The sequence below is a fragment of the Actinorugispora endophytica genome (assembly GCF_004363075.1).
In the GTDB taxonomy this organism is placed as follows: Bacteria; Actinomycetota; Actinomycetes; order Streptosporangiales; family Streptosporangiaceae; genus Actinorugispora; species Actinorugispora endophytica.
Map to the genome: position 1 here is coordinate 338,708 of NZ_SNYN01000002.1, position 21,874 is coordinate 360,581.

Below are 21,874 nucleotides of genomic sequence, written 5' to 3' on the forward strand. Positions count from 1 at the left end.
ACCCGCCGTGGACGCTACTGGGGTGTGGGAGTTCTCGGTGTGGGCGCCCGCCGCCGAACGGGCGCGGGTGCTGGTCGACGGGGCGGAGCACCCCATGGCAGGCGACGGCCGGGGGTGGTGGCGGGCCCGGGTCCCGGGGGCCGGGACGGGAACGGACTACGCGTTCCTGCTCGGCGACGACGACACGCCGCTGCCCGACCCCCGCGCCGTGTGGCAGCCCGGCGGCGTGCACGGGCCCACCCGGGTCTACGACCACGGCGCCTTCGCGTGGACCGACACCGCCTGGACCGGGCGGGCGCTGCCCGGGGGGGTGGTCTACGAGCTGCACGTCGGCACCTTCACCCCCGAGGGGACCTTCGACGCCGCGGTCGGGCGGCTGGACCACCTCACCGCCCTCGGGGTGGACTTCGTCGAGGTCATGCCGGTCAACGCCTTCGACGGCCGGCACGGCTGGGGCTACGACGGCGTGCTGTGGGGCGCGGTGCACGAGCCCTACGGCGGCCCCGACGGCCTCAAGAGGTTCGTCGACGCCTGCCACGCGCGCGGGATCGCCGTCCTGCTCGACGTCGTCTACAACCACCTCGGCCCCTCGGGCGCCTACCTGCCCCGGTTCGGCCCGTACTTCAGCGGCGAGAACGCCTGGGGGCCCTCGCTCAACCTGGACGGCCCCGGCTCCGACGAGGTGCGCGCCTACGTCGTGGCCAACGCGCTGGGCTGGCTGCGCGACTTCCACCTGGACGGCCTGCGCCTGGACGCCGTGCACGCGCTGCGCGACACCCGGGCCACGCACATCCTCACCGAGCTGTCCGCCGAGGTGGACGCGCTCGCCGCCGGGCTGCGCCGCCCCCTCACCCTGATCGCCGAGTCCGACCGCAACGACCCGGCCACGGTCACCGCCCGGGAGGCGGGCGGCAACGGGATGGACGCCCAGTGGTGCGACGACCTGCACCACGCGCTGCACGCCGCCCTCACCGGCGAGGAACAGGGCTACTACCGGGACTTCGCCGTGCCCGGGGCGCTGGCGGGCACGCTCGGCCGGGCGTTCTGGCACGCGGGGACCTGGTCGTCGTTCCGGGGCCGCTCGCACGGCGCGCCGGTGGACACCGCGCGGCTGCCCGGCCACCGGTTCCTGGCCTGCCTGCAGAACCACGACCAGGTCGGCAACCGGGCGGCCGGCGACCGGATGGCCGCCACGGTCTCGCCGGGACTGCTGGGGTGCGGGGCGGCGCTGGTGCTGTGCTCGCCGTACACCCCGATGCTGTTCATGGGGGAGGAGTGGGCCGCGGGCACGCCGTGGCGGTTCTTCGCGTCCTTCCCCGACCCCGACCTCGCCGACGGGGTGCGCCGGGGGCGGCGCCGCGAGTTCGCCGCGCACGGGTGGGTCGGGGCCGAGGTCCCCGACCCGATGGACCCGGCCACCCGCGATGCCTCGGTGCTGCGCTGGGACGAGCCGGAGCGCGGCGAGCACGCGCGGATGCTGGAGCTGTACCGCGCCCTGATCGCGCTGCGCCGCGCCCACCCCGCCATCGCGGACCCCCGGCTGGACCGCTTCACCGTGCGCTCGGATCCCGACGGACGGCTGCTCGTGCTGCACCGGGGGCCGGTGCGGCTGGTGTGCAACCTCAGGACGGGACCGGTCGTCGCCGAGCTCGACCGCCCCGTCGCCGAGACCCTGCTGACGTGGGGAGGGGCCGAGGCCGACGGGGCGGTGGTGAAGCTGGCGGCCGAGTCGTTCGCGCTGGTGCGCACGGGGTGACGCCCCGACGCCGGTGTCGGGGGCGCCCGCGGGTCAGGAGGCGTGCCGGGCCCGGTGCTCCTCGATGAGCCGCTGGTACCAGGAGTAGCTGTCCTTGGGCAGGCGCTCCAGGGTGTCGTAGTCCACCCGGATGATGCCGAACCGGCGCTCGTACCCGAACGCCCACTCGAAGTTGTCCAGCAGCGACCACACGAAGTAGGCGCGCACGTCCACGCCCGCGTCGATCGCCGCGGCCAGGGCGTGCAGGTGGCCGTTCAGGTAGTCGACCCGGTCGGTGTCGTGCACCCGGCCGTCCTCGGACACGGTGTCGGCCTCGGCGGAGCCGTTCTCGGTGATCTCGATCGGCGGCAGTTGCGGGTAGCGCTTCTTGAGGTCCACCAGCAGGTCGGTGAAGGTCCCGGGCACCACGGGCCAGCCCATGGTGGTGTGCCGGACCCCTTCGACGCCGCGCTCGGGGGAGCGGATGTCCACGGCGGTGCGCAGCGCCGGGTCGGGCTCGGTGAACGGGCCGTCGGCGACCACGGTGGGCCGGTAGTAGTTGACGCCGAGGAAGTCCAGCGGCCGGCCGATGGTCTCCAGGTCGCCCTCGCGCCGGTAGGAGCCGTCCGCGAGCGGCCCCCACACCTCGGCCTCGTTGGCCGGGTAGGCGCCCGCGAACAGCGGGTCCAGCCAGACCCGGTTGTGCAGGGTCTCGGCGCGGTCGGCCGCGGCGACGTCGGCCGGGTCGGGGGTGTGCGGGAGCACCCGGTCCAGGTTGAGGGTGATGCCGACCTCGCCGGCGTCGGCCGCGCGCAGCTCGCGCACCGCCAGGCCGTGCGCCAGCAGCAGGTGGTGGGCGGCGGCCAGGGCGGGTGTGCCCTCGCGGGCGCCCGGGGCGTGCCGCCCGATGGCGTAGCCGACGAAGGAGGAGCAGAACGGCTCGTTCAGGGTGATCCAACGGCGGACCCGGTCGCCCAGGGCGTCGGCGACGACGCGGGCGTACTCGGCGAAGCGCTCGGCGGTGTCGCGCGAGCGCCAGCCGCCCAGGTCCTCCAGGGCCTGGGGCAGGTCCCAGTGGTAGAGGGTGGCCACCGGCGTGATCCCCGCCTCCAGCAGCGCGTCCACCAGCCGGCTGTAGAAGTCCAGGCCCTTGGGGTTGACCGGGCCGGAGCCGCTGGGCAGCACGCGCGGCCAGGCGACGGAGAAGCGGTAGGCGTCCACGCCCAGGCGGCGCAGCAGCTCCACGTCCTCGGGGTAGCGGTTGTAGTGGTCGCAGGCCACGTCGCCGGTGTCGCCGTTGAGGACCAGGCCGGGGGTGTGGCTGTAGGTGTCCCAGATGGACGGGCCCCTGCCGTCGGCGGTCACCGCTCCCTCGATCTGGTAGCTGGCGGTCGCCGCGCCGAACTGGAATCCGGCGGGGAACTCGGGCAGGCGGTCGTTGGTCAAAGCGGCTCCTGACGGCTCTCGCGACGCGGTTGGGTTAACCGGTTCAGTAATCAGGGTAGGCGCTACCGGCCCCCAGGTCGAGGGGGCGCGCGGCGTCCGCTTCGGCCGCCCCGGCTCGGTGTCACCCATTGACATCACCCGGTCACCCTGTTTTTATGGCGTAGGTCACAGTATATGGGAGCGCTCCCATATGTGTCCATCCCTCGCACGCGGCTTCCCCCGACGCCGATCCCCCGCGAAAGGACTCCCGTGTCCAGGAGAACCAGAAGAAGACGGCCTCCTCTCCTCGCCGCGGCGGCCGCCGCCTGCGCCGCCGCCCTCGGACTCACCGGGCTCGCCGCCCTCCCCGCCCACGCCGACCCCGTGGAGCAGATCGTGAACGGCGGCTTCGACGACGGGCACGCCCCCTGGTGGGGCAGCCCCACCATCGAACTCCGGACCGAGGACGGGGTCCTGTGCGCCGAGGTGCCCGGAGGGACCTCCGCGGCCTGGGACGTGATCATCGGGCAGGACGACGTGCCGCTGGTCGCGGGGGAGTCCTACTCGTTCTCCTTCACCGCCTCGGGCGCCGAGGGCCTGTCGATCCGCGCGCTGGTGCAGCAGCCCGTCGACCCCTGGCGGACCCAGATGGACGAGCGCGCGCTCCTGACCGGGGAGGAGCAGTCGTACGAGTACGTGTTCACCTCCACCGCGGACTGGGACGACGCGCAGGTCGCCTTCCAGATCGGCGGCGCGGACGAGGCCTGGACGTTCTGCGTGGACGACGTGTCGATGCTGGGCGGGGCCGAACCGCCCGTGTACGAACCCGACACCGGGCCGCGCGTGCGCGTCAACCAGGTCGGCTACCTGCCCGACGGCCCCAAGCGGGCGACCGTGGTGACCGACGCGGCCGACCCGGTGGACTGGGAGCTCGCCGACTCCGGCGGCGCGGTCGTGGCCCGGGGGCGGAGCGAGCCGCAGGGCGCCGACGCCTCCTCCGGCCTGTCCGCGCACACCGTCGACTTCGGCTCCCACACCGAACCCGGCGAGGACTACACGCTGACCGCGGACGGCGAGACCAGCCACCCGTTCGACATCGGCCCGGACGCCTACGACCGGCTCCGGGTGGACTCGCTGTCGTTCTACTACCCCCAGCGCAGCGGCGTCGAGATCCTCGACTCCGTCGCGCCGGGCTACGGCCGGGAGGCCGGGCACGTGGGCGTGGCGCCCAACCAGGGCGACACCGACGTACCGTGCGCGCCGGGGACCTGCGACTACTCCCTGGACGTGTCGGGCGGCTGGTACGACGCGGGCGACCACGGCAAGTACGTGGTCAACGGCGGGATCTCGGTGCACCAGCTGATGAGCGCGTTCGAGCGCGCCACCGTCGTCGACGGGGCCGGGGCGGACGCCCTCGGCGACTCGACGCTGCGCCTGCCCGAGCGGGACAACGGAGTGCCCGACGTGCTGGACGAGGCGCGCTGGGAGATGGAGTTCCTGCTGAAGATGCAGGTCCCCCAAGGCGAGCCGCTGGCGGGGATGGCGCACCACAAGATCCACGACGAGCGGTGGACCGGCCTGCCGCTGATGCCCGCCGACGACCCCCAGCCCCGCTACCTGCAGCCGCCGTCCACCGCGGCGACGCTGAACCTGGCCGCCACCGGGGCGCAGTGCGCCCGGCTGTACGAGCCCTACGACGCGGACCTCGCCGCCGACTGCCTGGCCGCCGCCGAGACCGCCTGGGCCGCGGCCGTGGCGAACCCCGAGGTCTACGCCCCCGTCGGCGGTGAGGGCGGTGGACCGTACAACGACACCGACGTCTCGGACGAGTTCTACTGGGCCGCCGCCGAGCTGTTCCTCACCACAGGCGCCGGCGAGTACCGCGCGGCCGTGACCGGATCGCCGCTGCACACCGACGACGAGGAGGTGTACCGCGCCTCCGGCTTCGACTGGGGGTGGACCGCGCCGCTGGCCCGGCTCCAGCTCGCGACCGTGCCCAACGACCTGGCCGACCGCGACCGGGTGCGCGCCTCGGTCGCCGCGGCCGCCGACGGGTACCTGGCCGCCGCCGGGGCGAGCCCGTGGGGCCTGCCCTACGCCCCCGACGACGGGGTGTTCGCCTGGGGCTCCAACGGCCTGGTCCTCAACACCATGGTGGTGATGGCCACCGCCTACGACCTGACCGGCGACGAGCGGTACCGGGACGGCGTCCTGGAGGGGATGGACTACGTCCTCGGCCGCAACGCGCTCAACCAGTCCTACGTCACCGGGTACGGCGAGAACGCCTCCCGCAACCAGCACAGCCGCTGGTACGCCGACCAGCTGGACCCGGGCCTGCCCAACCCGCCGCGGGGGACGCTGGCGGGCGGCCCGAACTCCGACACCGCCTCCTGGGACCCGGTGGCCCAGGCGGACCTGGCCGGCTGCGCGCCGCAGTTCTGCTACATCGACGACATCGAGTCGTGGGCCACCAACGAGCTGACCATCAACTGGAACGCCCCGCTGGCCTGGATCGCCTCCTTCGTCGCCGACCAGGGCGGGGACGGCGGCGAGGCCCCGGACCCGACCCCGCCGAGCGCGCCGGGGGACCTGGCCGCCTCGGACGTCACCGACACCGGCGCCTCCCTGTCCTGGAGCCCCGCCACCGACACCGGCGGCAGCGGCCTGGCCGGGTACGAGGCGGCCCTCCAGCGTCTGGACGCCGTCGAGGTCCTGGGAACCACGACCGGGACCGGTTACGAGCTCACCGGCCTGAGCCCCGACACCGAGTACACCTTCCGGGTGAACGCCTACGACAACGCGGGCAACACCTCCGAACCCAGCACCGTCACCTTCACCACCGAACCCGGGGACACCGGCGGCGGCGCCTCCTGCGCGGTGGCCTACAGCACCAGCGACTGGCCGGGCGGCTTCACCGGAACGGTCCGGGTGACCAACAACGGGGACGCCGCGCTGCGGGACTGGACCCTGGCCTTCCGCTTCACCGCCGGGCAGCGGATCAGCCACGGCTGGAGCGCGACCTGGCTCCAGAGCGGCCCGGACGTCACCGTCAGCCCGCTGGCCTGGAACGCCGGCCTCGCGCCGGGCGCCACGACCGAGGTGGGCTTCAACGGCACCTGGACCGGGGCCAACCCCCGCCCCACCGGGTTCACCCTCGACGGCGAGCCCTGCGACACCGCCTGACCCCCGACCCGCCCCCCGGGAAGGAACCGGGCCCCGTCGGCACGCGTCGGCGGGGCCCGGACTTTCGACCGCCCCCGGGCATTGGTCAGGTCAATCGCGGGGCCCCGGCCGGGGGGACCCCGCCCTGTCCGGTCTCCCGGCCGTTTCCGCCGAGACGGGAGGGGGATTGGTCGGATCATTCTCCTCGGGGGAGGCGCGATGATGCCAGGATAGGGACTCCACCACTAGTGAGGGAGCCATCGCGATGATCTCCGAGGGCCTCGTGCAGGCGGACCCCGTCGGGACCGAGCGGATGCCGGTCACCCAGCGGGCGATCGAACGGATCAAGGCGATGATCGCCGACGGCTCGCTCCAACCCGGCCAGCGGCTGCCCACCGAGCGGGAGCTCGCGGTCGAGATGGGCCTGTCGCGCAGTTCGATGCGTGAGGCGATCCGCGCGCTGACCACGCTGGGCGTGCTGGAGGCGCGGCACGGCGCGGGCGTCTACGTCACCGCGCTGCGCCCCGGGGACCTGCTGGAGACGTTCTCGGTGCTCGCCGAGGTCTCCCGGGGGCAGACCCTGCTGGAGGTGCTCCAGGTGCGCCGGATGATCGAGCCCGCCGCCACCGCGCTGGCCGCGGCCCGCGCGACGGAGGCGCAGCTGGACGAGCTCTCCGCGGTCCTGGACCGGATGGGCGAAGGCGACAGCGTGGGGGAGACCGTCACCGCCGACCTGACCTTCCACCAGGCCATCGTCGCGATGACCGGCAACGCCACCCTGGCGGCCGTCAACGACGGGTTGTCCTCGCGCACCTTCAACGCCCGGGTGTGGCGCGGCCACCGCGAGGCGGGGGTGACGGCCCGGCTGCGCGAGGACCACGACCGCATCCACCGCGCCCTGCTGGCCCGCGATCCCGACGCGGCCCGCGCCGCCGCCACCATGCACGTCCTGGAGGTGGAGAACTGGCTCCGCGCCCACCTGGACGACTTCGCCTGAATCTACACTGTAAAGGCGACGGTCGGGGTGTCACCCCACCCCGGAGACGACGACCCGCTCACCACCCGTGTACACGTTCATCGACTCCCCCCGCAGGAATCCGACCAGGGTCAGTCCCGCCTCGGCGGCCAGGTCCACGGCCAGGGAGGACGGGGCGGACACGGCGGCCAGCAGCGGGATCCCCGCCATCACGGCCTTCTGGACCAGCTCGAAGGAGGCGCGGCCCGACACCAGCAGGCCGGTGCCGCCCAGCGGCAGGCCGCGCTCGTTGACCGCCCAGCCCACGAGCTTGTCCACGGCGTTGTGCCGCCCCACGTCCTCGCGCACCGCCAGCAGCTCGCCCCCGGGCGTGACCAGCGCGGCCGCGTGCAGCCCGCCGGTGCGCGCGAACACCTTCTGGGCCGCGCGCAGCCGGTCCGGGAGCGCGGCCAGCGTCGACGAGGCGAACCGCGCGCCGTCCCCGTCCACGGCGAACCGGGCCACCGTGCGCACCGCGTCCAGACTGGCCTTGCCGCACACCCCGCACGAGGAGGTCGTGTAGAAGTTGCGCTCGAGGGAGCCCTCGGGAAGCGGCACCCCCGCGGCCAGTACCACGTCCAGCACGTTGTAGGTGTTGGCCCCGTCCTCGGCCGCCCCCGCGCAGTACCGGATGGAGTGGACGTCCTCCGCGCGGGCGACGACCCCCTCGCTCACCAGGAACCCCACGGCGAGTTCGAAGTCGTGGCCGGGGGTGCGCATGGTGACGGTCAGCGCCCGGCCGCCCAGGCGGATCTCCAGCGGCTCCTCCACCACCAGCGAGTCGACGCGGTCGCGCGCCGTCCCGCCGTCGATCCGCCGCACCTTCTCCCGAACCGTGACGCGTCCCATCGGCTCGCCCTCCCGCCTCGTGTGCCCGGTCCCGGGCCCCACCGGCCAAACTATCCGGTCGGCGCCCCGGAGACGGCCCCCGGAACCGCTGACCGGATGCGGCCGGGGACGGCGGGGGACGGAAGGGGGGAAGAGGGGCAGGTACCACAGGGTGGTCGAACGCGGAGGACGAGAGGGCGCGATGGCCGGGGAGTGGGAGGAGCGCGACCCGATCTGGGACCGGGTGGCCGGTGCGATGGTGGGCGGCGCGGTGGCGCCGGTCCTGGCCGGGCGGGAGGCGGGTCCCGACGACGGGCGGGAGTACGCGCGCGGCGTGGGCGCCCTGGTCACCGGGGTGCTGCGCGGCCTGGCCGACGAGGGGCGAGACCCCGGGGACGGATGGTCGCGGGCGCTGCGCGCGACCGTGCTGACCGGGGAGGTGCCCGCGCCCGGGGCCGGCTCCGGGCCGTCGGCCGTGGGATGGGGCGCGGCCGCCACGGCCCCGGCCCCGGGACTGGACGCCGCGCGCGGGGTCTTCCCGTGCGCCCAACTGGTCACGGCGGTGCGCGCCGCCCACGGCCGGGGCGGTGTCGAGGCCGCCCGGTACGCGGGCGCGCTGGCCGGCGCGCGCTGGGGGGTGTCGGGCGTCCCGCTCGCGGCCCAGCGCGCGTTCGCCGCGGTGGCGCCGCCGAGGCGCCTGGTCACGGAGGCGCTCGTCGCCGTCCGGGGGGACGCGCCCGAGCAGTGGCCGCAGAAGCGGACCCAGGTCCACCCCACCCTGGACCGGGAGAACCGGCGGACGTTCGCGGTGCCGCACCCGTACGACCCGGGGGTCACGCTGTGCAACATGGAGTACGTGCGCGACAGCGCCGACGCGGAGGCGGTGGTGTCGCTGTGCCGGATGGGCGCCGATGACCGGCCCCGCCACCTGGCCCCCGGCGACGTCGTGGAGGTGTGGCTGCACGACAGCCCGGGGGCCAACCCCAATCTGCACTTCGTGCTGGACGACGCCGCGCGCGCGGTGGCGGCGATGCGGGCGGAGGGCAAGCGGGTGCTGCTGCACTGCGCGGCCTGCCAGTCGCGCACCCCCGCCGTCGCGGCCCGGTACGCGTCCCTGACCGGCGGGGCCGACGTGGTGCGGGCGCTGCGAACCGTCATCGAGACGGTGGCGGGCCACCTGGACAACCCGGAACTGAGCCGGGCCGCCGCGGCCCTCGACGGCGTCGACCTGGCCGACCCGCCGGCCCTGCTCTTCCCCGACGGCCTCCCGGCCCTGACCAGGACCCCGAGGAGCTGACGGCCACCGCGGAAGTCCGGCCGGGCCGCCGTCCCCGGCCGCTACCGGCCCTCGTGCGCCGCCGCGCTCTCCTCGTCCTCCACGCGGCGGTTCCAGTCGGCCTTGACCGACCGCCAGGCCTCGTCGTCGCTGCCCAGGCGCCAGTAGCCCGAGACGGACAGCTGCTCCAGGGGGATGCCGTGGTCGATCCGCAGCAGCCTGCGCAGCTCCTTGACGAAGCCCGCCTCCCCGTGCACGAACGCGTGCACCCGGCCCCCGGGGAAGGAGAGGGCGCGAACCGCCGCGACCAGGGCCGAACCGACCGGGCCCGACCCGCGGTGCACCCAGGTGACCTCCGCCCCGGCGGGCGCGGACAGTTTGACCTCCTCGTCCGCGTTCGCGATCTCCACGAGGACGTGGGCGCGGGCGTCGTCGGGGAGCCGCTCCACCGACGCGGCGATGGCGGGCAGGGCGCTCTCGTCGCCGACCAGGAGGTGCCAGTCGGCCGAGGGGTCGGGCGCGTACCCGCCGCCGGGGCCGAGCAGGTTCATCGGGTCGCCGGGGCGGGCATTCGCCGCCCACGGCCCGGCGAGCCCCTCGTCGCCGTGGTGGACGAAGTCGACCGCCATCTCCAGGGACTCGGGGTCGAAGGAGCGCACCGTGTAGGTGCGCGTGCTCGGCCACTGCTCCCGGGGCAGGTCGCGGCGGACGGCCGCCATGTCGAACGGCTCGGGGTAGGCCACACCGGGCCTGGGGAACAGCAGTTTGACGTAGCTGTCGGCGTGGCGGCTCGGGTCGAACCCGGCGAGGTCGTCCCCGCCCAGGACGACCCTGATCATGTGCGGGGTCAGTCGCTCGACCGAGCGCACCACGGTGCGGAACGCGCGTGGTGCCTCGCGTGCGGGACGGTCGGACATGGCCCTCCACCTACTTTCCGATACGGTTAGGCGAACCTAAGCAATGGTCAGCCTAGTCGCTCGGTGGACGGCCCGGGGCCCTCCGCGGGCCCGGGAGGCCGTCGTCCGCGTCGTCAGGAGGATGCCTTGGTCCAGCCCTTCCCGCCGATCGAGCCGTACGCGCGCGGCCTCCTGGATGTCGGCGACGGCAACCAGGTCTACTGGGAGACCAGCGGCAACCCCGACGGGAAGGCGGCCCTGTGCGTGCACGGCGGCCCCGGAAGCGGGGGAGGCCGGGGCAGCCGCAGGACGTTCGACCCCGAGGTCTACCGGATCGTCCTGTTCGACCAGCGCGGTTGCGGTGAGAGCCGGCCGCACGCCTCGGATCCGGGTGTCGGCCTGGAGCACAACACCACCGACCACCTCGTCGCCGACATGGAGCGGCTGCGCGAGCACCTGGGCGTCGACCGCTGGCTCCTCTACGGCGGCTCCTGGGGCTCGACGCTGATCCTCGCCTACGCCGAGCGCCACCCCGAGCGGGTCAGCGAGGTCGTCATCGCCGGCGTCACCATGACCAGGCCCGAGGAGATCGACTGGCTCTACCGCGGTGTCGGGCGCCTGCTGCCCGGGCCCTGGGAGGCGTTCCGCGACGCGGTTCCGGAGGAGGACCGGGACGGCGACCTCGTGGCCGCCTACAACCGGCTGCTGAACAGTCCGGACGAGGCGGTCCGGGCCAGGGCGGCGCGGGACTGGTGCGCCTGGGAGGACGCCGTCATCGCCCACGAGACCACGGGCGCCCCGGGCCGGTACAGCGACCGGCCGGACGACGCGATGGCGGCCTTCACCCGGATCTGCGCGCACTACTTCGCGAACCGCGCCTGGCTCGACGACGGGCGGCTGCTGCGCGACGCCCACCGGCTGGCGGGGATCCCGGCGGTGCTGGTCCACGGCCGGCTCGACCTGAGCAGCCCGCTGAGGACCGCCTGGGAGCTGGCCAAGGCGTGGCCGGACGCGGAGCTGAGGGTGATCGACGACTCCGGCCACACGGGCGGCCCCGCGATGCGGGACGCGGTCCTGGAGGCGGTCGCGCGGTTCGGCGAAGCACCCCGGAACGACCGCTGAGGCCCGGGGGGGCGCGGGACCCCGGAGCGGGAGGACCGCGTTGAGGACTTCCGGCCTGTCGCGGGGACGCGGTCGACGGACGAGGATCAGGCGGTTCGGAGGGAGCCCCGGGGGAAGGCGACTCCCGTCAGGTCCTCGGAGGCCTTCCACAGGCGGCGCGCCGCCCCGGCGTCCCGCGCCCTCGCCGGGCGGCCGACCGGTTTCGGCGCGCCGCGTCCCTCCAGGAAGCCGCTCGGGCCCGCGTAGCCGTCGCCCGGAACGCCCGCCACGGCCGCGTGCAGCGTCGGCAGGGCGCCGTCGTCGTCGCTCTGCGCGAAAAGGCCGACCACCGCCTTCTGCGCGAGGCGGCGCGCGCCTCGCCGGCCGTCGGACCTCAGCGGGTTCGTGGCCGCCCTGCCGGGGTGCGCGGCGGTCGAGACCACCGGTGAGCCGGCTCGGGAGAGGAGCCGCTGGAGTTCCGACGTGAACAGCAGGTCGGCGGGTTCGGCCCGCGCGTACGCGGCCAGCGCCCGGTACGGCCCGCGCTCCCGGTCGAGGTCCTCGACGTCGGTCGAGCCCGCCTTGCGGCCGTCGGACGGGACGGTGACGACCCGTTCCCGGACGCGCGGCAGGAGCCGGATCCACACAGCCGCCACCTTCGACGACCTCGACGCCGGCGCCCCCGAGACGGGCGTCGCAGGGCGCCGGCGTCGAGGTCGTCGAGAGACGGTCCAGGCGCCGTGCCGGCGCGCCTACCGCGGGGGGGACGCGGCCGGAGTGCTGGCCGCTTCGAGGGCGACGACCTGTTCCAGAGCGCGCCGCAGTGTGGCGGCCTGGTCGCTGCCGAGAAGCCGAGACCATCGCTGCTCGACGCCGGCGAGGATCCGGGCCGCTGCGGCCCGGGCCGCCCTGCCCTGGTCGGTGAGCCGGATGATCTTCGCGCGGCGGTCGGTCTCGTCGGCGACCCGCTCGAGGTAGCCGTGCTCCTCCAGGTCGCCGACAAGTTCGCCGATCGCCTGCTTGGTGAGTCCGGAGCGCTCGGCGAGCGTGGTCAGCCGCGAGCCTTCGGCGTCGATGCATCGGAAGACCGAGCCGTGGACGTACCGGATCCCCTCGAACCCCTCGTCGGCCAGCTGCTGGTGAAGTCCCTCGATCGCGATGTCCCTGACCTGTGTGAGCAGGGTGGGGAGCGGCAGCTTCGGGTTGCCGCTCCCGCCTTCCGAACGCGTCGTCATCGTCGTGCGGTCCTTCTCCCGGGCGAGTTCATCAGGTCGCTTGACAGTATCAGCCAAAATGGTAAGGTTCCTTGACTGTAAGGAGGCCTGACTAAATTATGGAAGACGAAACGCACGGCATCACCGAACGGCGCGAGCGGTTCGCGGCGATGTTCACCCGGTCCCTGCCCGCGGATGTCACCTCGTCGGCGACGACACTCGGCGGGCGGCCGGCACTGCAACTGAGGACCGCGACGCCCGGCACGGCGGGCGAGGATGTGCTGCTGTACCTCCACGGCGGCGGGTTCGTGGTCGGGTCGGCGCGAGTCACCGCCCACATCTCCGCCGCGCTGCTGCGGCACCTGGACGGCCGGGCGGTCTCGCTCGACTACCGGCTGGCGCCCGAGCACCCGTTCCCGGCCGCGCCCGATGACTGCCTGGCGGCCTACCGCGAGCTGCTGGACTCCGGTGTCGATCCGCAGCGGCTGGTGCTCGCGGGCGACTCGGCCGGCGCCGCTCTGGCTGTCGTCACCATGACGCGCGCCCGGGACGCGGGCCTGCCGATGCCTGCGGCGGCGGTCCTGTTCTCGCCGGCGGTCGACCTGACCCTCAGCGGCGCGAGCATGCGGTCCAAGAACGGGGTGGACCCGGTCTTCGCTCCGGCCGACCTCGCGTGGCTCTTCGATCGGTACCTCGCCGGGGGCGACGGTGCGGCGCCCGAGGCGAGCCCGGTCTTCGCCGATCTCACCGGGCTGCCGCCCCTGCTGATCCAGGTCGGCTCGCGCGAGCTCCTGCTGGACGACGCCGTACGGCTGGCCGGACGTGCCGGGGCCGACGAGGTCGCGGTGACGTTGGAGGTGGTCCCGGGGCAACCGCACGTGTTCCAGCTCGACGACGAATCGGCCGAGGCGGCAGCGGCGCTGGAGCGTGCCGGCCGGTTCCTGGCCGCCCGCTCCGGCGGCGAGAAGGAGGAATCATGAACCGGCTGGCCGACCGGGTGACAGGGCCGGTACTCGCGCCCCGCGACGAGGGGTACGACGAGGAGCGCGCCGGTTGGCAGACCGCCCGCCGGCACCGTCCCGACCTGGTGGTGGGCGCCGCCGGACCCGCCGACGTGCAGGCGGCGGTGGCGTACGCGAGCGGCCGCGGGCTCCCGGTGGCGGTGCAGGGCACCGGGCACGCCTCGGCCGCCGTCGCCGCCGAGGGCGGAGTGCTGATCACCACCGCGCGGATGAGCGCCGTCCGGGTGGACGCCGATGCCGGCACCGCGTGGGTGTCCGCGGGGACACGCTGGGATCAGGTGGTCCACAGGGCGGCGCAGGCCGGACTGGCGCCCCTGTCCGGCTCGGCCCCGCGCGTGGGCGCGGTCTCCTACACCCTCGGCGGTGGCCTGGCCCTGCTGTCCCGGACCTTCGGCTACTCCGCCGACCACGTGCGCGGCCTCGACGTCGTCACGGCGGACGGCCGCCTTCGGCACGTCACCCGGGACCGCGAGCCGGACCTGTTCTGGGCTCTGCGCGGCGGCCGGGACAACTTCGGCGTGGTGACCGGGATGGAGATCGATCTGATGCCGGTCACCACGCTGTACGGCGGAGCGCTGGTCTTTCCCGTTGAGAAGGCCGCCGAGGTCTTCGGCGCCTACCTGCAATGGGCCGCCACGGTGCCGGAGGCGATGAACTCCTCGGTCGCGCTGATCTCCCTGCCGGACGTTCCGGCGATCCCCGAGCCGGTGCGCGGCCGTCACACCGTCCATATCCGCGTCGCCTGCGCGGCCGGCGGCCCCGGAACCGGCGAGCGCCTGGTGGCGCCGCTGCGGGCCATCGGCCCGATGAGCGACACCCTCGGCGAGCTGGCCTACGCCGAAGCCGGGTCGATCTACAACGACCCCGTCGCACCGGGCGCGGTCGAGTCGGGCACGGCCATGCTCGGCGAGATCGACGCCGCCGCCGTGCAAGCCGTCCTCGACCTGGCGGGTCCCCACGCGCCGGTGCCGCACGTCGTCGAACTGCGCCACCTCGGCGGCAGGCTCGCCCACCCGCCCGCCGTGGGCAACGCCGTCGGCAACCGCGACGCGCGATACCTGTTCAACGTGGTGTCCCGGCTGGAACGCGCCGACATCGCCCGGATCCGGCCGGCGCACGCGCGCATGTTCGAGGCGATCACGCCATGGAGCACCGGCGGCCGGTTCCTCAACTTCATGAACGGCGAGAACGCCGCCACACAGGTGCGCTCCGCCTACGACGCCGCGGACTACCGGAGGCTGACCGACCTCAAAGCCGTCTACGACCCGGAGAACACCTTCCGCCTCAACCACAACATCCCGCCCGGCCGGGGGCTGATCCGGGGCTGAGGGGATCGGGGGGGAGGGCAGGGCGAGGCCGAGAAGGGCGTCCGGCTGCGGCGGACGGTCGGCGGGGGGTTCCGGACACTCCCCTCCACTCTCAACGTATAGCGCACCCGGGGGCTTGCGGCAAGACCCCGGTCGTGCCGCAGAATCGCTGTCCGAGGTTAGAACCCGCGGAAACGGGAGTGGCGAAGTGCGTGTGTCGTTGACGATGACGGGGTCGCGCGGGGACGCGGCGAAGGAACACGAGGAGGGTGGCAGGTGATGGACATCGACGTGGTCGTCGTGGGCGGCGGACCGACCGGCTTGATGCTGGCCTCCGAGCTGCGGCTGGCCGGAGTGCGCGTGGTCGTGCTGGAGAGGCTGACCGAGCCGACCGCGCAGTCCCGCGGACGCGGCCTGCACGCGCGCAGCGTCGAGGTGATGGACCAGCGCGGCATGCTGGACCGGTTCCTCGCGGTCAGTGAGAAGTTCCGGGTCGGCGGTCTCTTCGGCGGAATCATGAAGCCGTGGCCGGACCGGTTGGACACGGCCCACCCGTACGGCCTCGCCGTCTCGCAGCCGGTCACCGAGCGGCTGCTCAACGAGCGCGCCCTCGAACTCGGCGTCGAGATCCGGCGCGGCTGCGAAGTGGTCGGGCTGGGCCAGGACGAGGAGGGGGTGACCGTCGAGCTGGCGGACGGCGCCCGCCTGCGCTCGCGCTACCTCGTCGGGTGCGACGGCGCCCGCAGTGTGGTGCGCAAGCGGCTCGGCGTCGGTTTCCCCGGCGAGCCCGCCACGGTCGAGACGCTGCTGGGTGACATGGAGGTGGCCGAGGACCCGGCGACGATCGCCGCCGTCGTCGAGGAGGTCCGCAAGACCCAGCTGCGGTTCGGCCTCGCCCCCGCCGAGGAGGGCGACGAGAAGGTGTACCGCGTGCTCGTGCCCGCCGGCGAGGTGGCCGAGGACCGCGCGACCGCGCCGACCCTCGAGGAGTTCAAGCGGCAGCTGCGGGCCTTCGCGGGCACCGACTTCGGGGTGCACTCGCCGCGCTGGCTGTCCCGGTTCGGCGACGCCACGCGGCAGGCCGAGCGCTACCGGGTCGGCCGGGTGCTGCTGGCCGGGGACTCGGCGCACATCCACCCGCCGACCGGCGGGCAGGGGCTCAACCTCGGCGTGCAGGACGCGTTCAACCTCGGCTGGAAGCTGGCCGCCGCGGTCAACGGCTGGGCGCCGGAGGGGCTGCTGGACAGCTACCACGCCGAACGGCACCCGGTGGGAGCCCGCGTGCTGGAGAACACCCGCGCGCAGATCACGCTGCTGGGGACCGACCCGGGCGCGGTCGCGCTGCGGGAGCTGTTCTCGAGGCTGATGGACTTCGAGGAGGTGAACCGGTACGTCACCGGGATGATCACCGCGGTCGAGGTCCGCTACGACTTCGGCGAGGGCCACGAACTGCTCGGCCGGCGGATGCGGGACGTCACGCTGAAGCGGGGACGCCTCTACGAGCTGATGCGGGGCGGCCGCGGACTGCTGCTCGACCAGACCGGCCGGCTCACGGTGGCGGGCTGGCAGGACCGGGTCGACCACGTCGTCGACGTCAGTGAGGAGCTGGACGCGCCCGCGGTGCTGCTGCGGCCGGACGGGCACGTGGCGTGGGTCGGAGAAGACCAGCAGGAGCTGCTCGGCCGACTGCCCGAGTGGTTCGGCGCTTCCGCCGGCTGAGGGAGTTTCCGTCGCGGGGGTGGTTCGGGCTTTGTCGGATCAGGGTCCGCTCGGGGGCCGTCACGGCGGGTGGGGCCGGGGGCCCGCGCGTGCCCGCCGGACGTCCGTGACGCGGCGGTTCGAGGGCCGGTTCCGCTCTCGCTCGGAATGATCGTGGGCTTTCCGCCCTTCCTGGCCCCGGAACGGGCGGAAAGCTCACGACCGCCAACGAAACCCCCATGCAACGGACACTATGGGCGCGGTCCCGGCCCTTCGGGCCGGGACCTGCCTCCGGCGTGCTCCGGTGCCGGACCCCGGCCGGTTCGAGGCCCCGCGAAGTACACCCCACGGCTGTCGCGTTCCGGGATTCCCGTGAACGGGGGATCGGGGTAGGATGCCAGAGTCCTGTCGTCTCCGATAGAGGTGGACGTTGCGCATCTGAGGTCCGCGATCACCGCGCGGTACACCCGTCACGCCGTAGCCGGCTCTTCTGCCGCCCGTGACCCCGCGCGGATGCGACCTCGGTGCACGAGCCGTCTCTGTCTTGCTCTTCGGACGGCCGCACTTCTCCCTTCCCACGGTCTGGTCGCCGCGTGGTGCTCGCATACGAAGCCCCTTCCGACCACGTCTGTGACTGCGAGAACCGCCATGTCCGAATCCACAGTGCCCAGCGCCGCCGTGACCTGCTCCGACCTGTCCTTCCGGTGGCCGGACGGCACGACCGTCTTCGACGGGCTCTCCCTCGGCGTCGGCCGGGGCCGCACCGGCCTCGTCGGCGCCAACGGCTCGGGGAAGTCCACCCTCCTGCGGCTCCTGGCCGGTCGGCTGCGGCCCTCCCACGGGTCGGTGGCGGTCGACGGCAGCCTCGCCTATCTTCCGCAGAACATCACCCTCGACACGACACTGCGCGTCGACCAGGCCCTGGGGATCGCCGAGCGCCGCGCCGCGCTGCGCGCCATCGAGGCCGGGGACGTGGGGGAGGAGCACTTCGAGACGGTCGGCGACGACTGGGACGTCGAGGAGCGGGCCCTGGCGACACTGGGCTCGCTCGGACTCGACGGCGTCGGGCTGGACCGCACCGTCGGGCAGATGTCCGGCGGTGAGACCGTCCTGCTGCGCCTGGCCGCGCTGCTGCTGGAGCGCCCCGATGTCCTGCTGCTCGACGAGCCGACCAACAACCTCGACCTGTTCGCGCGCCGCAGGCTCTACGAGGCGGTCGACTCCTGGCGCTCCGGTGTGCTGGTCGTGGTCAGCCACGACCGCGACCTGCTGGAGCGGGTGGACCGCGTCGCCGACCTGCGCTCCGGGGTGGTGCGCTGGTACGGGGGCGGCTGGTCCGCCTACCAGGAGGCGCTGGCCGCCCAGCAGGAGGCGGCCGAGCGGACGCTGCGGGCCGCCGACGCGGACGTGCGCCGGCAGAAGCGGGAGCTGGAGGAGACCCGGATCAAACTGGCCCGCCGCCAGCGGAACGGCAGGAAGCTGGACGCCCAGGGGGGAATCCCGAAGATCCTCGCCGGAAGGCGCAAGCGGTCCGCGCAGGAGTCGGCGGGCAAGCTCCGCGGCGTGCACGAGGAGCGGCTCGACGACGCGCGCGAGCGGCGTGAGGAGGCCGCGGAGGCGATCCGCGACGACGCCGAGATCCGCGTGAGCCTTCCCCACACCGAGGTGCCCGCGGGCCGCACCGTCCTGAGCCTGGACGGGGTGGGCCTCCGGTTCGGCGGGCTGCGCGAGGGCGGCCTCCAGGTGCGCGGCCCCGAACGCGTCGCGCTGGTCGGGCGCAACGGGGCCGGCAAGACCACGCTGCTGCGTACCATCACCGGGGAGATCGCGCCGCTGACCGGTGAGGCCAGGGTGTTCGTGCCGCTGCGGTTCCTGCCGCAGCGGCTGGACGTGCTGGACGAGGAGCTGAGCGTCGCGGAGAACGTGTCCCGCCTGGCCCCGGGGGTCACCGACAACCACATCCGCGCCCAGCTCGCGCGGTTCCTGTTCAAGGGGGCGCGTGCCGAGCAGTCGGCGGGCACCCTCTCGGGCGGGGAGCGCTTCCGGGCCGCCCTCGCGGCGACGATGCTCGCCGCGCCGGCTCCGCAGCTGCTGGTTCTGGACGAGCCGACCAACAACCTCGACGCCGCCAGCGTGCGGCAGCTGGCGAGCGCGCTCGACTCCTACCGGGGCGCGCTCCTGATCGCCGGCCACGACCTGGCCTTCCTGGAGTCGGTCGGCGTCACCCGTTGGCTGTTCCTGGGGGAGGAGCTTCGGGAGACGACGGCCGAGGAGGTCCGAGACCTGCTGGACGGGTCGGAGGCCGGTTGACGGTCCGAGGTCTTCGCTACCGTGTACACCCGCGTTGGAACACCGATGGATTGGGGAACCCGTGACGATGGCTTACGCGATCGGTGAGGTCGTGGCCGAGCGGCGGATCGATGCCGTCGCCGAGGACGGCGGGCGCGCACCGGTGGTCGTGCGGATCGGCAAGCCGGTGCCGGACACCCTCCCGGGAGGGGACTGGTGCTGCCCCCACCAGATTCTGGGCCTGGGAGACGAGGCCGTGGAGGCGTCCTTCGGCGTCGACTCCCTGCAGGCTTTCCTGCTGTGCGTGTACAGCCTGCGGCTGAAGCTGGGGGAGCGGGCGGAGGCGGCGTCGGTCCGGCTGGACTGGCTGGGCCAGGCGGGCCTGGGGCTGGACGTCGACCCGGAGCTGTACGGGTCGGCGCCGCCCGGCGGTGGTCGGGCGGCGCGCTGACGGCGTCGGGGGCCGGGACTTTGCCGCCCCGGCCCCCGACCCGGTCCGCACTCGTCTCCGGTGGGCAGTATGAAATCTACAACGTAAAGGTGCTGGTTTTGTAACCAAACCCAAAAACAAAGAAAACAAACACAAAGGTCTCCTACGGAGCCCCTCCAAAAGGCTCGAACCAGCCGGAAACTGTGGGCGGTCACTCTTCCACGGAGCGTCGCGCGCGCAGGGACCGCACTTTGTGGCGGTTGCCGCAGTGCTCCATGGAGCACCAGCGGCGGTTGCCCGGACGCGAGGTGTCGACGTAGACGAGGTAGCAGTCGTCGGCGGAACAGGTTCGGACGCGGTGCGCGAACGGGCCGGTCAGCAGGTCCACGGCGTCGCGTGCGACGGTGGCGATGAGCTGGGTCCCGCTGGCGGTTCCGGCCCAGCGCCGTTCGCCGTCGGGGCCGATGGCGGGCGTCAGCGGGGGGTGGGCGGCGGCCTCGTTGACGGCGTCCAGGTCGGCGGGGGCGGGTGGTTCTCCGCGTGTGCGGGCGACGGCCGTCCGAAGCAGCGCGTCGCGCACGCGTCGGGCGGCCCGCAGTTCGGCCTCGGAGATCTCCAGTTCGGGGGTGGGGGTCAGCCGCGACCGGTCCGCCCAGGCGGCGAGGTCCGCGGGGGTGTGCAGCACCTCGTACCGGCTGAACGCGCCGGGACCGCCGGTGGGCAGCAGTTCGAGGCAGAGCGCGCCGGGGTCGAACCGGTAGGTGGCGCCTGTGTGGGAGCGCAGCAGCAGCCCGGGGGTTGCGGGTGAGTCCATGTAACCAGTATAAAGGGTTACATGGCACTGCACTGGAAACTGATCATCGACACGAGGGACGCGCCCGCTCTCGCGGACTTCTGGGCCGCCGCGCTGGAGTACGAGGTGGAGGACCCGAGCCCGCTCATCGCCCGCCTGCTGGGCGCGGGCCACATCGGCGAGGACGCCGTCGCCGAGCACCGGGGTCGCCGGATCTTCCGGGGCTACGCGGGGATCCGGCACCCCGAGGACCCGTTCGACGAGGTCAGCGGTGTCGGCCACGGCCGTCGGCTGCTCTTCCAGGACGTTCCCGAGGACAAGACCGTCAAGAACCGGCTGCACATCGACGTACACGGCGCCCCCGGCGGACTGGAGGAGCTGGTGGCCCGCCTGGAGGCCCTGGGAGCCACCCGCCTCCGCGAGGTCGACAGGGGGCCTGCCGGCCACTGGTGGGTCATGCGGGACCCGGAGGGCAACGAGTTCTGCGCGGTGTAGGCCGTTGACGGGAGGGCCGCCCGGCATCCGGTGGTTCGATGTCAGGAATCACCCGTGCGGGGGAGGACGCTCTCCGCACGGGGGAATCGGCGTGCAAGGTCGCTCCCCGCGCCTCGCGGTCGTATGGATTTCACGCGCGTCCCGGTCGACGAGGATTCTGGTCCCTGGCCGTGGTAGGGCCCGTACCAGGCGTTCAGGCAGATGGCAGCGCTATGGAGTCTCCGGCGCGGGGGTGATTCGGGCACCGGTGGTTCCGTTGACGGTCTTGGGCTTTCCGCCCTTCCCGGTCCCGAAACGGGCGGAAAGCCCACGATCATTCCGGGTGGGGGCGAAATCGGCCCTCTAATGTCCGGTGATCTTGCTGTTCCCCCCCGAAGTCAAGGTTCTCGAGGGGAAATAGCAAGATCATCAACGGAAACCACGCGAAACGGACATCGTGGGCGCGGCCCCGACCGACACCCTCCGTCGCCGCCCGCCGTGACCCCGCGATCCGCGTGGCGTGAGGCCGAACGACCCACCCGAAGCACCGGCACGCGAATCACCCCCGCGCCGGAGGCTCCCTGACCGAGGTGTCCGCGTTCTCGAAGCCCGGCTGGAAGGCGGGGTCGCCCTGGGTGAGTGCAGCCGACGCCGCCATGTGCCCGCCGGCCGAACTGCCCGCGACGAACAGCGGCGTCGGATTGGCGCCGTACTGGTGGGCGTGCTCGCGTACCCAGGCGATGACCTTCTTGAGGTCGATCAGCCTGCTCAAGTCGGGCGAGGCGGCCGGTTTCTGCTCATGGCTCGGCCCGGCCTTCGTTCCCGTCCGAGACGCCCCCTCTGCCAGTGGTCCTTCGTATGGCGTACTTCGGGCGAGGATCCACTCGTTCGCGCATTCGCCAGAGCGGCTGTCGATGCCCATTAACTCGTCGGGGGTGAGCAGGCGGAGACGGCCTCCCGCCCACTTAGGGTCCAGGCAGCTCAGCCCTTGGTCGTTGAAGGCGTGGATGACCTCGCGCACGGTTCTCTCGTCGTCGGCGGCCAGACGGGCGATGACCGGGACGGTGCCGCTGGACGAGGCCAGGATGATCATCGCCCGCCGGTAGCGGACCGTGGTGGTGCTGCTCCGGCGGACGATGCGACGATGCGTTGCAGTTGTCGGCCTTCAGGGTCGGTGAGCCTGCGGGCTTTGAGGGGTGCGGACACCGC

At 73.6% G+C, this 21,874-nt stretch carries 18 protein-coding genes and 1 pseudogene; 11 read left to right on the top strand and 8 right to left on the bottom strand.

Translation table 11 applies throughout. The annotated features are described in order from the left end of the window. Positions 1-7: 7 nt before the first annotated feature. Positions 8-1,756: a malto-oligosyltrehalose trehalohydrolase gene (treZ, locus tag EV190_RS05960; RefSeq protein ID WP_243742380.1), complete on the top strand. Its 1,749-nt coding sequence runs from the start codon at positions 8-10 to the stop codon at positions 1,754-1,756. A gap of 33 nt (positions 1,757-1,789) precedes the next feature. Here treZ and EV190_RS05965 read toward each other — a convergent pair whose 3' ends face one another. Then, on the bottom strand, positions 1,790-3,181 hold the full coding sequence (locus tag EV190_RS05965; protein WP_133740424.1) for a GH1 family beta-glucosidase: 1,392 nt from the start codon (positions 3,179-3,181) through the stop codon (positions 1,790-1,792). Between the two features lie 249 nt (positions 3,182-3,430). Here EV190_RS05965 and EV190_RS05970 point away from each other — a divergent pair, with 249 nt between their 5' ends. Both EV190_RS05970 and EV190_RS05975 read left to right on the top strand, forming a co-directional pair. Then, positions 3,431-6,343 (top strand): glycoside hydrolase family 9 protein, encoded by a 2,913-nt coding sequence (locus EV190_RS05970; protein ID WP_243742381.1) that lies wholly within the window; start codon positions 3,431-3,433, stop codon positions 6,341-6,343. A 244-nt stretch (positions 6,344-6,587) separates the two neighbouring features. Beyond that, positions 6,588-7,319 (top strand): FadR/GntR family transcriptional regulator, encoded by a 732-nt coding sequence (locus EV190_RS05975; protein WP_133740426.1) that lies wholly within the window; start codon positions 6,588-6,590, stop codon positions 7,317-7,319. Between the two features lie 30 nt (positions 7,320-7,349). Here the strand turns inward: EV190_RS05975 and fdhD are convergent, their stop codons facing one another. After that, positions 7,350-8,186 carry a formate dehydrogenase accessory sulfurtransferase FdhD gene (fdhD, locus tag EV190_RS05980; protein WP_133740427.1) on the bottom strand — a complete coding sequence of 279 codons (837 nt, stop codon included), beginning with the start codon at positions 8,184-8,186 and terminating at the stop codon, positions 7,350-7,352. A 151-nt stretch (positions 8,187-8,337) separates the two neighbouring features. Here fdhD and EV190_RS05985 point away from each other — a divergent pair, with 151 nt between their 5' ends. Beyond that, positions 8,338-9,462: a dual specificity protein phosphatase family protein gene (locus EV190_RS05985; protein ID WP_243742382.1), complete on the top strand. Its 1,125-nt coding sequence runs from the start codon at positions 8,338-8,340 to the stop codon at positions 9,460-9,462. A gap of 41 nt (positions 9,463-9,503) precedes the next feature. On the opposite strand, the gene EV190_RS05990 is transcribed toward EV190_RS05985, so the two are convergent. After that, on the bottom strand, positions 9,504-10,358 hold the full coding sequence (locus EV190_RS05990; RefSeq protein WP_133740428.1) for a siderophore-interacting protein: 855 nt from the start codon (positions 10,356-10,358) through the stop codon (positions 9,504-9,506). 126 nt (positions 10,359-10,484) lie between these two features. Between EV190_RS05990 and pip the strand changes: the two genes are divergently transcribed. Beyond that, entirely contained in the window at positions 10,485-11,459 is a 975-nt protein-coding gene (gene pip, locus EV190_RS05995; RefSeq protein ID WP_133740429.1) for a prolyl aminopeptidase, read from the top strand. Positions 11,460-11,545: 86 nt separating this feature from the next. On the opposite strand, the gene EV190_RS06000 is transcribed toward pip, so the two are convergent. Further along, on the bottom strand, positions 11,546-12,085 hold the full coding sequence (locus tag EV190_RS06000) for a hypothetical protein (RefSeq protein ID WP_133740430.1): 540 nt from the start codon (positions 12,083-12,085) through the stop codon (positions 11,546-11,548). 105 nt (positions 12,086-12,190) lie between these two features. Then, positions 12,191-12,673, bottom strand: coding sequence for a MarR family winged helix-turn-helix transcriptional regulator (locus EV190_RS06005; protein WP_133740431.1), 483 nt, complete (start codon positions 12,671-12,673; stop codon positions 12,191-12,193). A 98-nt stretch (positions 12,674-12,771) separates the two neighbouring features. On the opposite strand from EV190_RS06005, the gene EV190_RS06010 reads away from it, so the two are divergent. The 5 genes from EV190_RS06010 to EV190_RS06030 all read left to right on the top strand — a co-directional run bounded on the left by EV190_RS06010 (position 12,772) and on the right by EV190_RS06030 (position 19,419). Then, a complete protein-coding gene (locus EV190_RS06010; protein ID WP_133740432.1) occupies positions 12,772-13,632 on the top strand; it encodes an alpha/beta hydrolase in 861 nt (286 codons plus the stop codon). Beyond that, positions 13,629-15,002, top strand: coding sequence for an FAD-binding oxidoreductase (locus EV190_RS06015; RefSeq protein WP_133740433.1), 1,374 nt, complete (start codon positions 13,629-13,631; stop codon positions 15,000-15,002). Before EV190_RS06010 ends, EV190_RS06015 begins: the two co-directional genes overlap by 4 nt. 258 nt (positions 15,003-15,260) lie before the next feature. Beyond that, positions 15,261-16,700 carry a rifampin monooxygenase gene (gene rox / locus EV190_RS06020; RefSeq protein ID WP_133740434.1) on the top strand — a complete coding sequence of 480 codons (1,440 nt, stop codon included), beginning with the start codon at positions 15,261-15,263 and terminating at the stop codon, positions 16,698-16,700. Between the two features lie 627 nt (positions 16,701-17,327). Then, the gene (locus tag EV190_RS06025; RefSeq protein ID WP_133740435.1) at positions 17,328-18,989 is read left to right on the top strand and encodes an ATP-binding cassette domain-containing protein; all 1,662 of its coding nucleotides are present in this window, start codon (positions 17,328-17,330) and stop codon (positions 18,987-18,989) included. A gap of 67 nt (positions 18,990-19,056) precedes the next feature. Next, entirely contained in the window at positions 19,057-19,419 is a 363-nt protein-coding gene (locus tag EV190_RS06030; RefSeq protein WP_394345496.1) for a DUF6968 family protein, read from the top strand. Between the two features lie 190 nt (positions 19,420-19,609). Here EV190_RS06030 and EV190_RS06035 read toward each other — a convergent pair whose 3' ends face one another. Further along, positions 19,610-20,212, bottom strand: a complete 603-nt coding sequence (locus tag EV190_RS06035; RefSeq protein WP_133740437.1) for a CGNR zinc finger domain-containing protein — start codon at positions 20,210-20,212, stop codon at positions 19,610-19,612. A 21-nt stretch (positions 20,213-20,233) separates the two neighbouring features. Between EV190_RS06035 and EV190_RS06040 the strand changes: the two genes are divergently transcribed. Then, complete coding sequence (locus tag EV190_RS06040; RefSeq protein WP_133740438.1) at positions 20,234-20,686, top strand: VOC family protein; 453 nt, start codon at positions 20,234-20,236, stop codon at positions 20,684-20,686. Positions 20,687-21,224: 538 nt separating this feature from the next. Here the strand turns inward: EV190_RS06040 and EV190_RS06045 are convergent. Both EV190_RS06045 and EV190_RS24405 read right to left on the bottom strand, forming a co-directional pair. Then, positions 21,225-21,587, bottom strand: a complete 363-nt coding sequence (locus tag EV190_RS06045; RefSeq protein ID WP_133740490.1) for an alpha/beta hydrolase fold domain-containing protein — start codon at positions 21,585-21,587, stop codon at positions 21,225-21,227. 3 nt (positions 21,588-21,590) lie between these two features. Next, a pseudogene (locus EV190_RS24405) lies at positions 21,591-21,871 on the bottom strand (helix-turn-helix domain-containing protein); the annotation flags it as partial. Positions 21,872-21,874 lie beyond the last annotated feature (3 nt).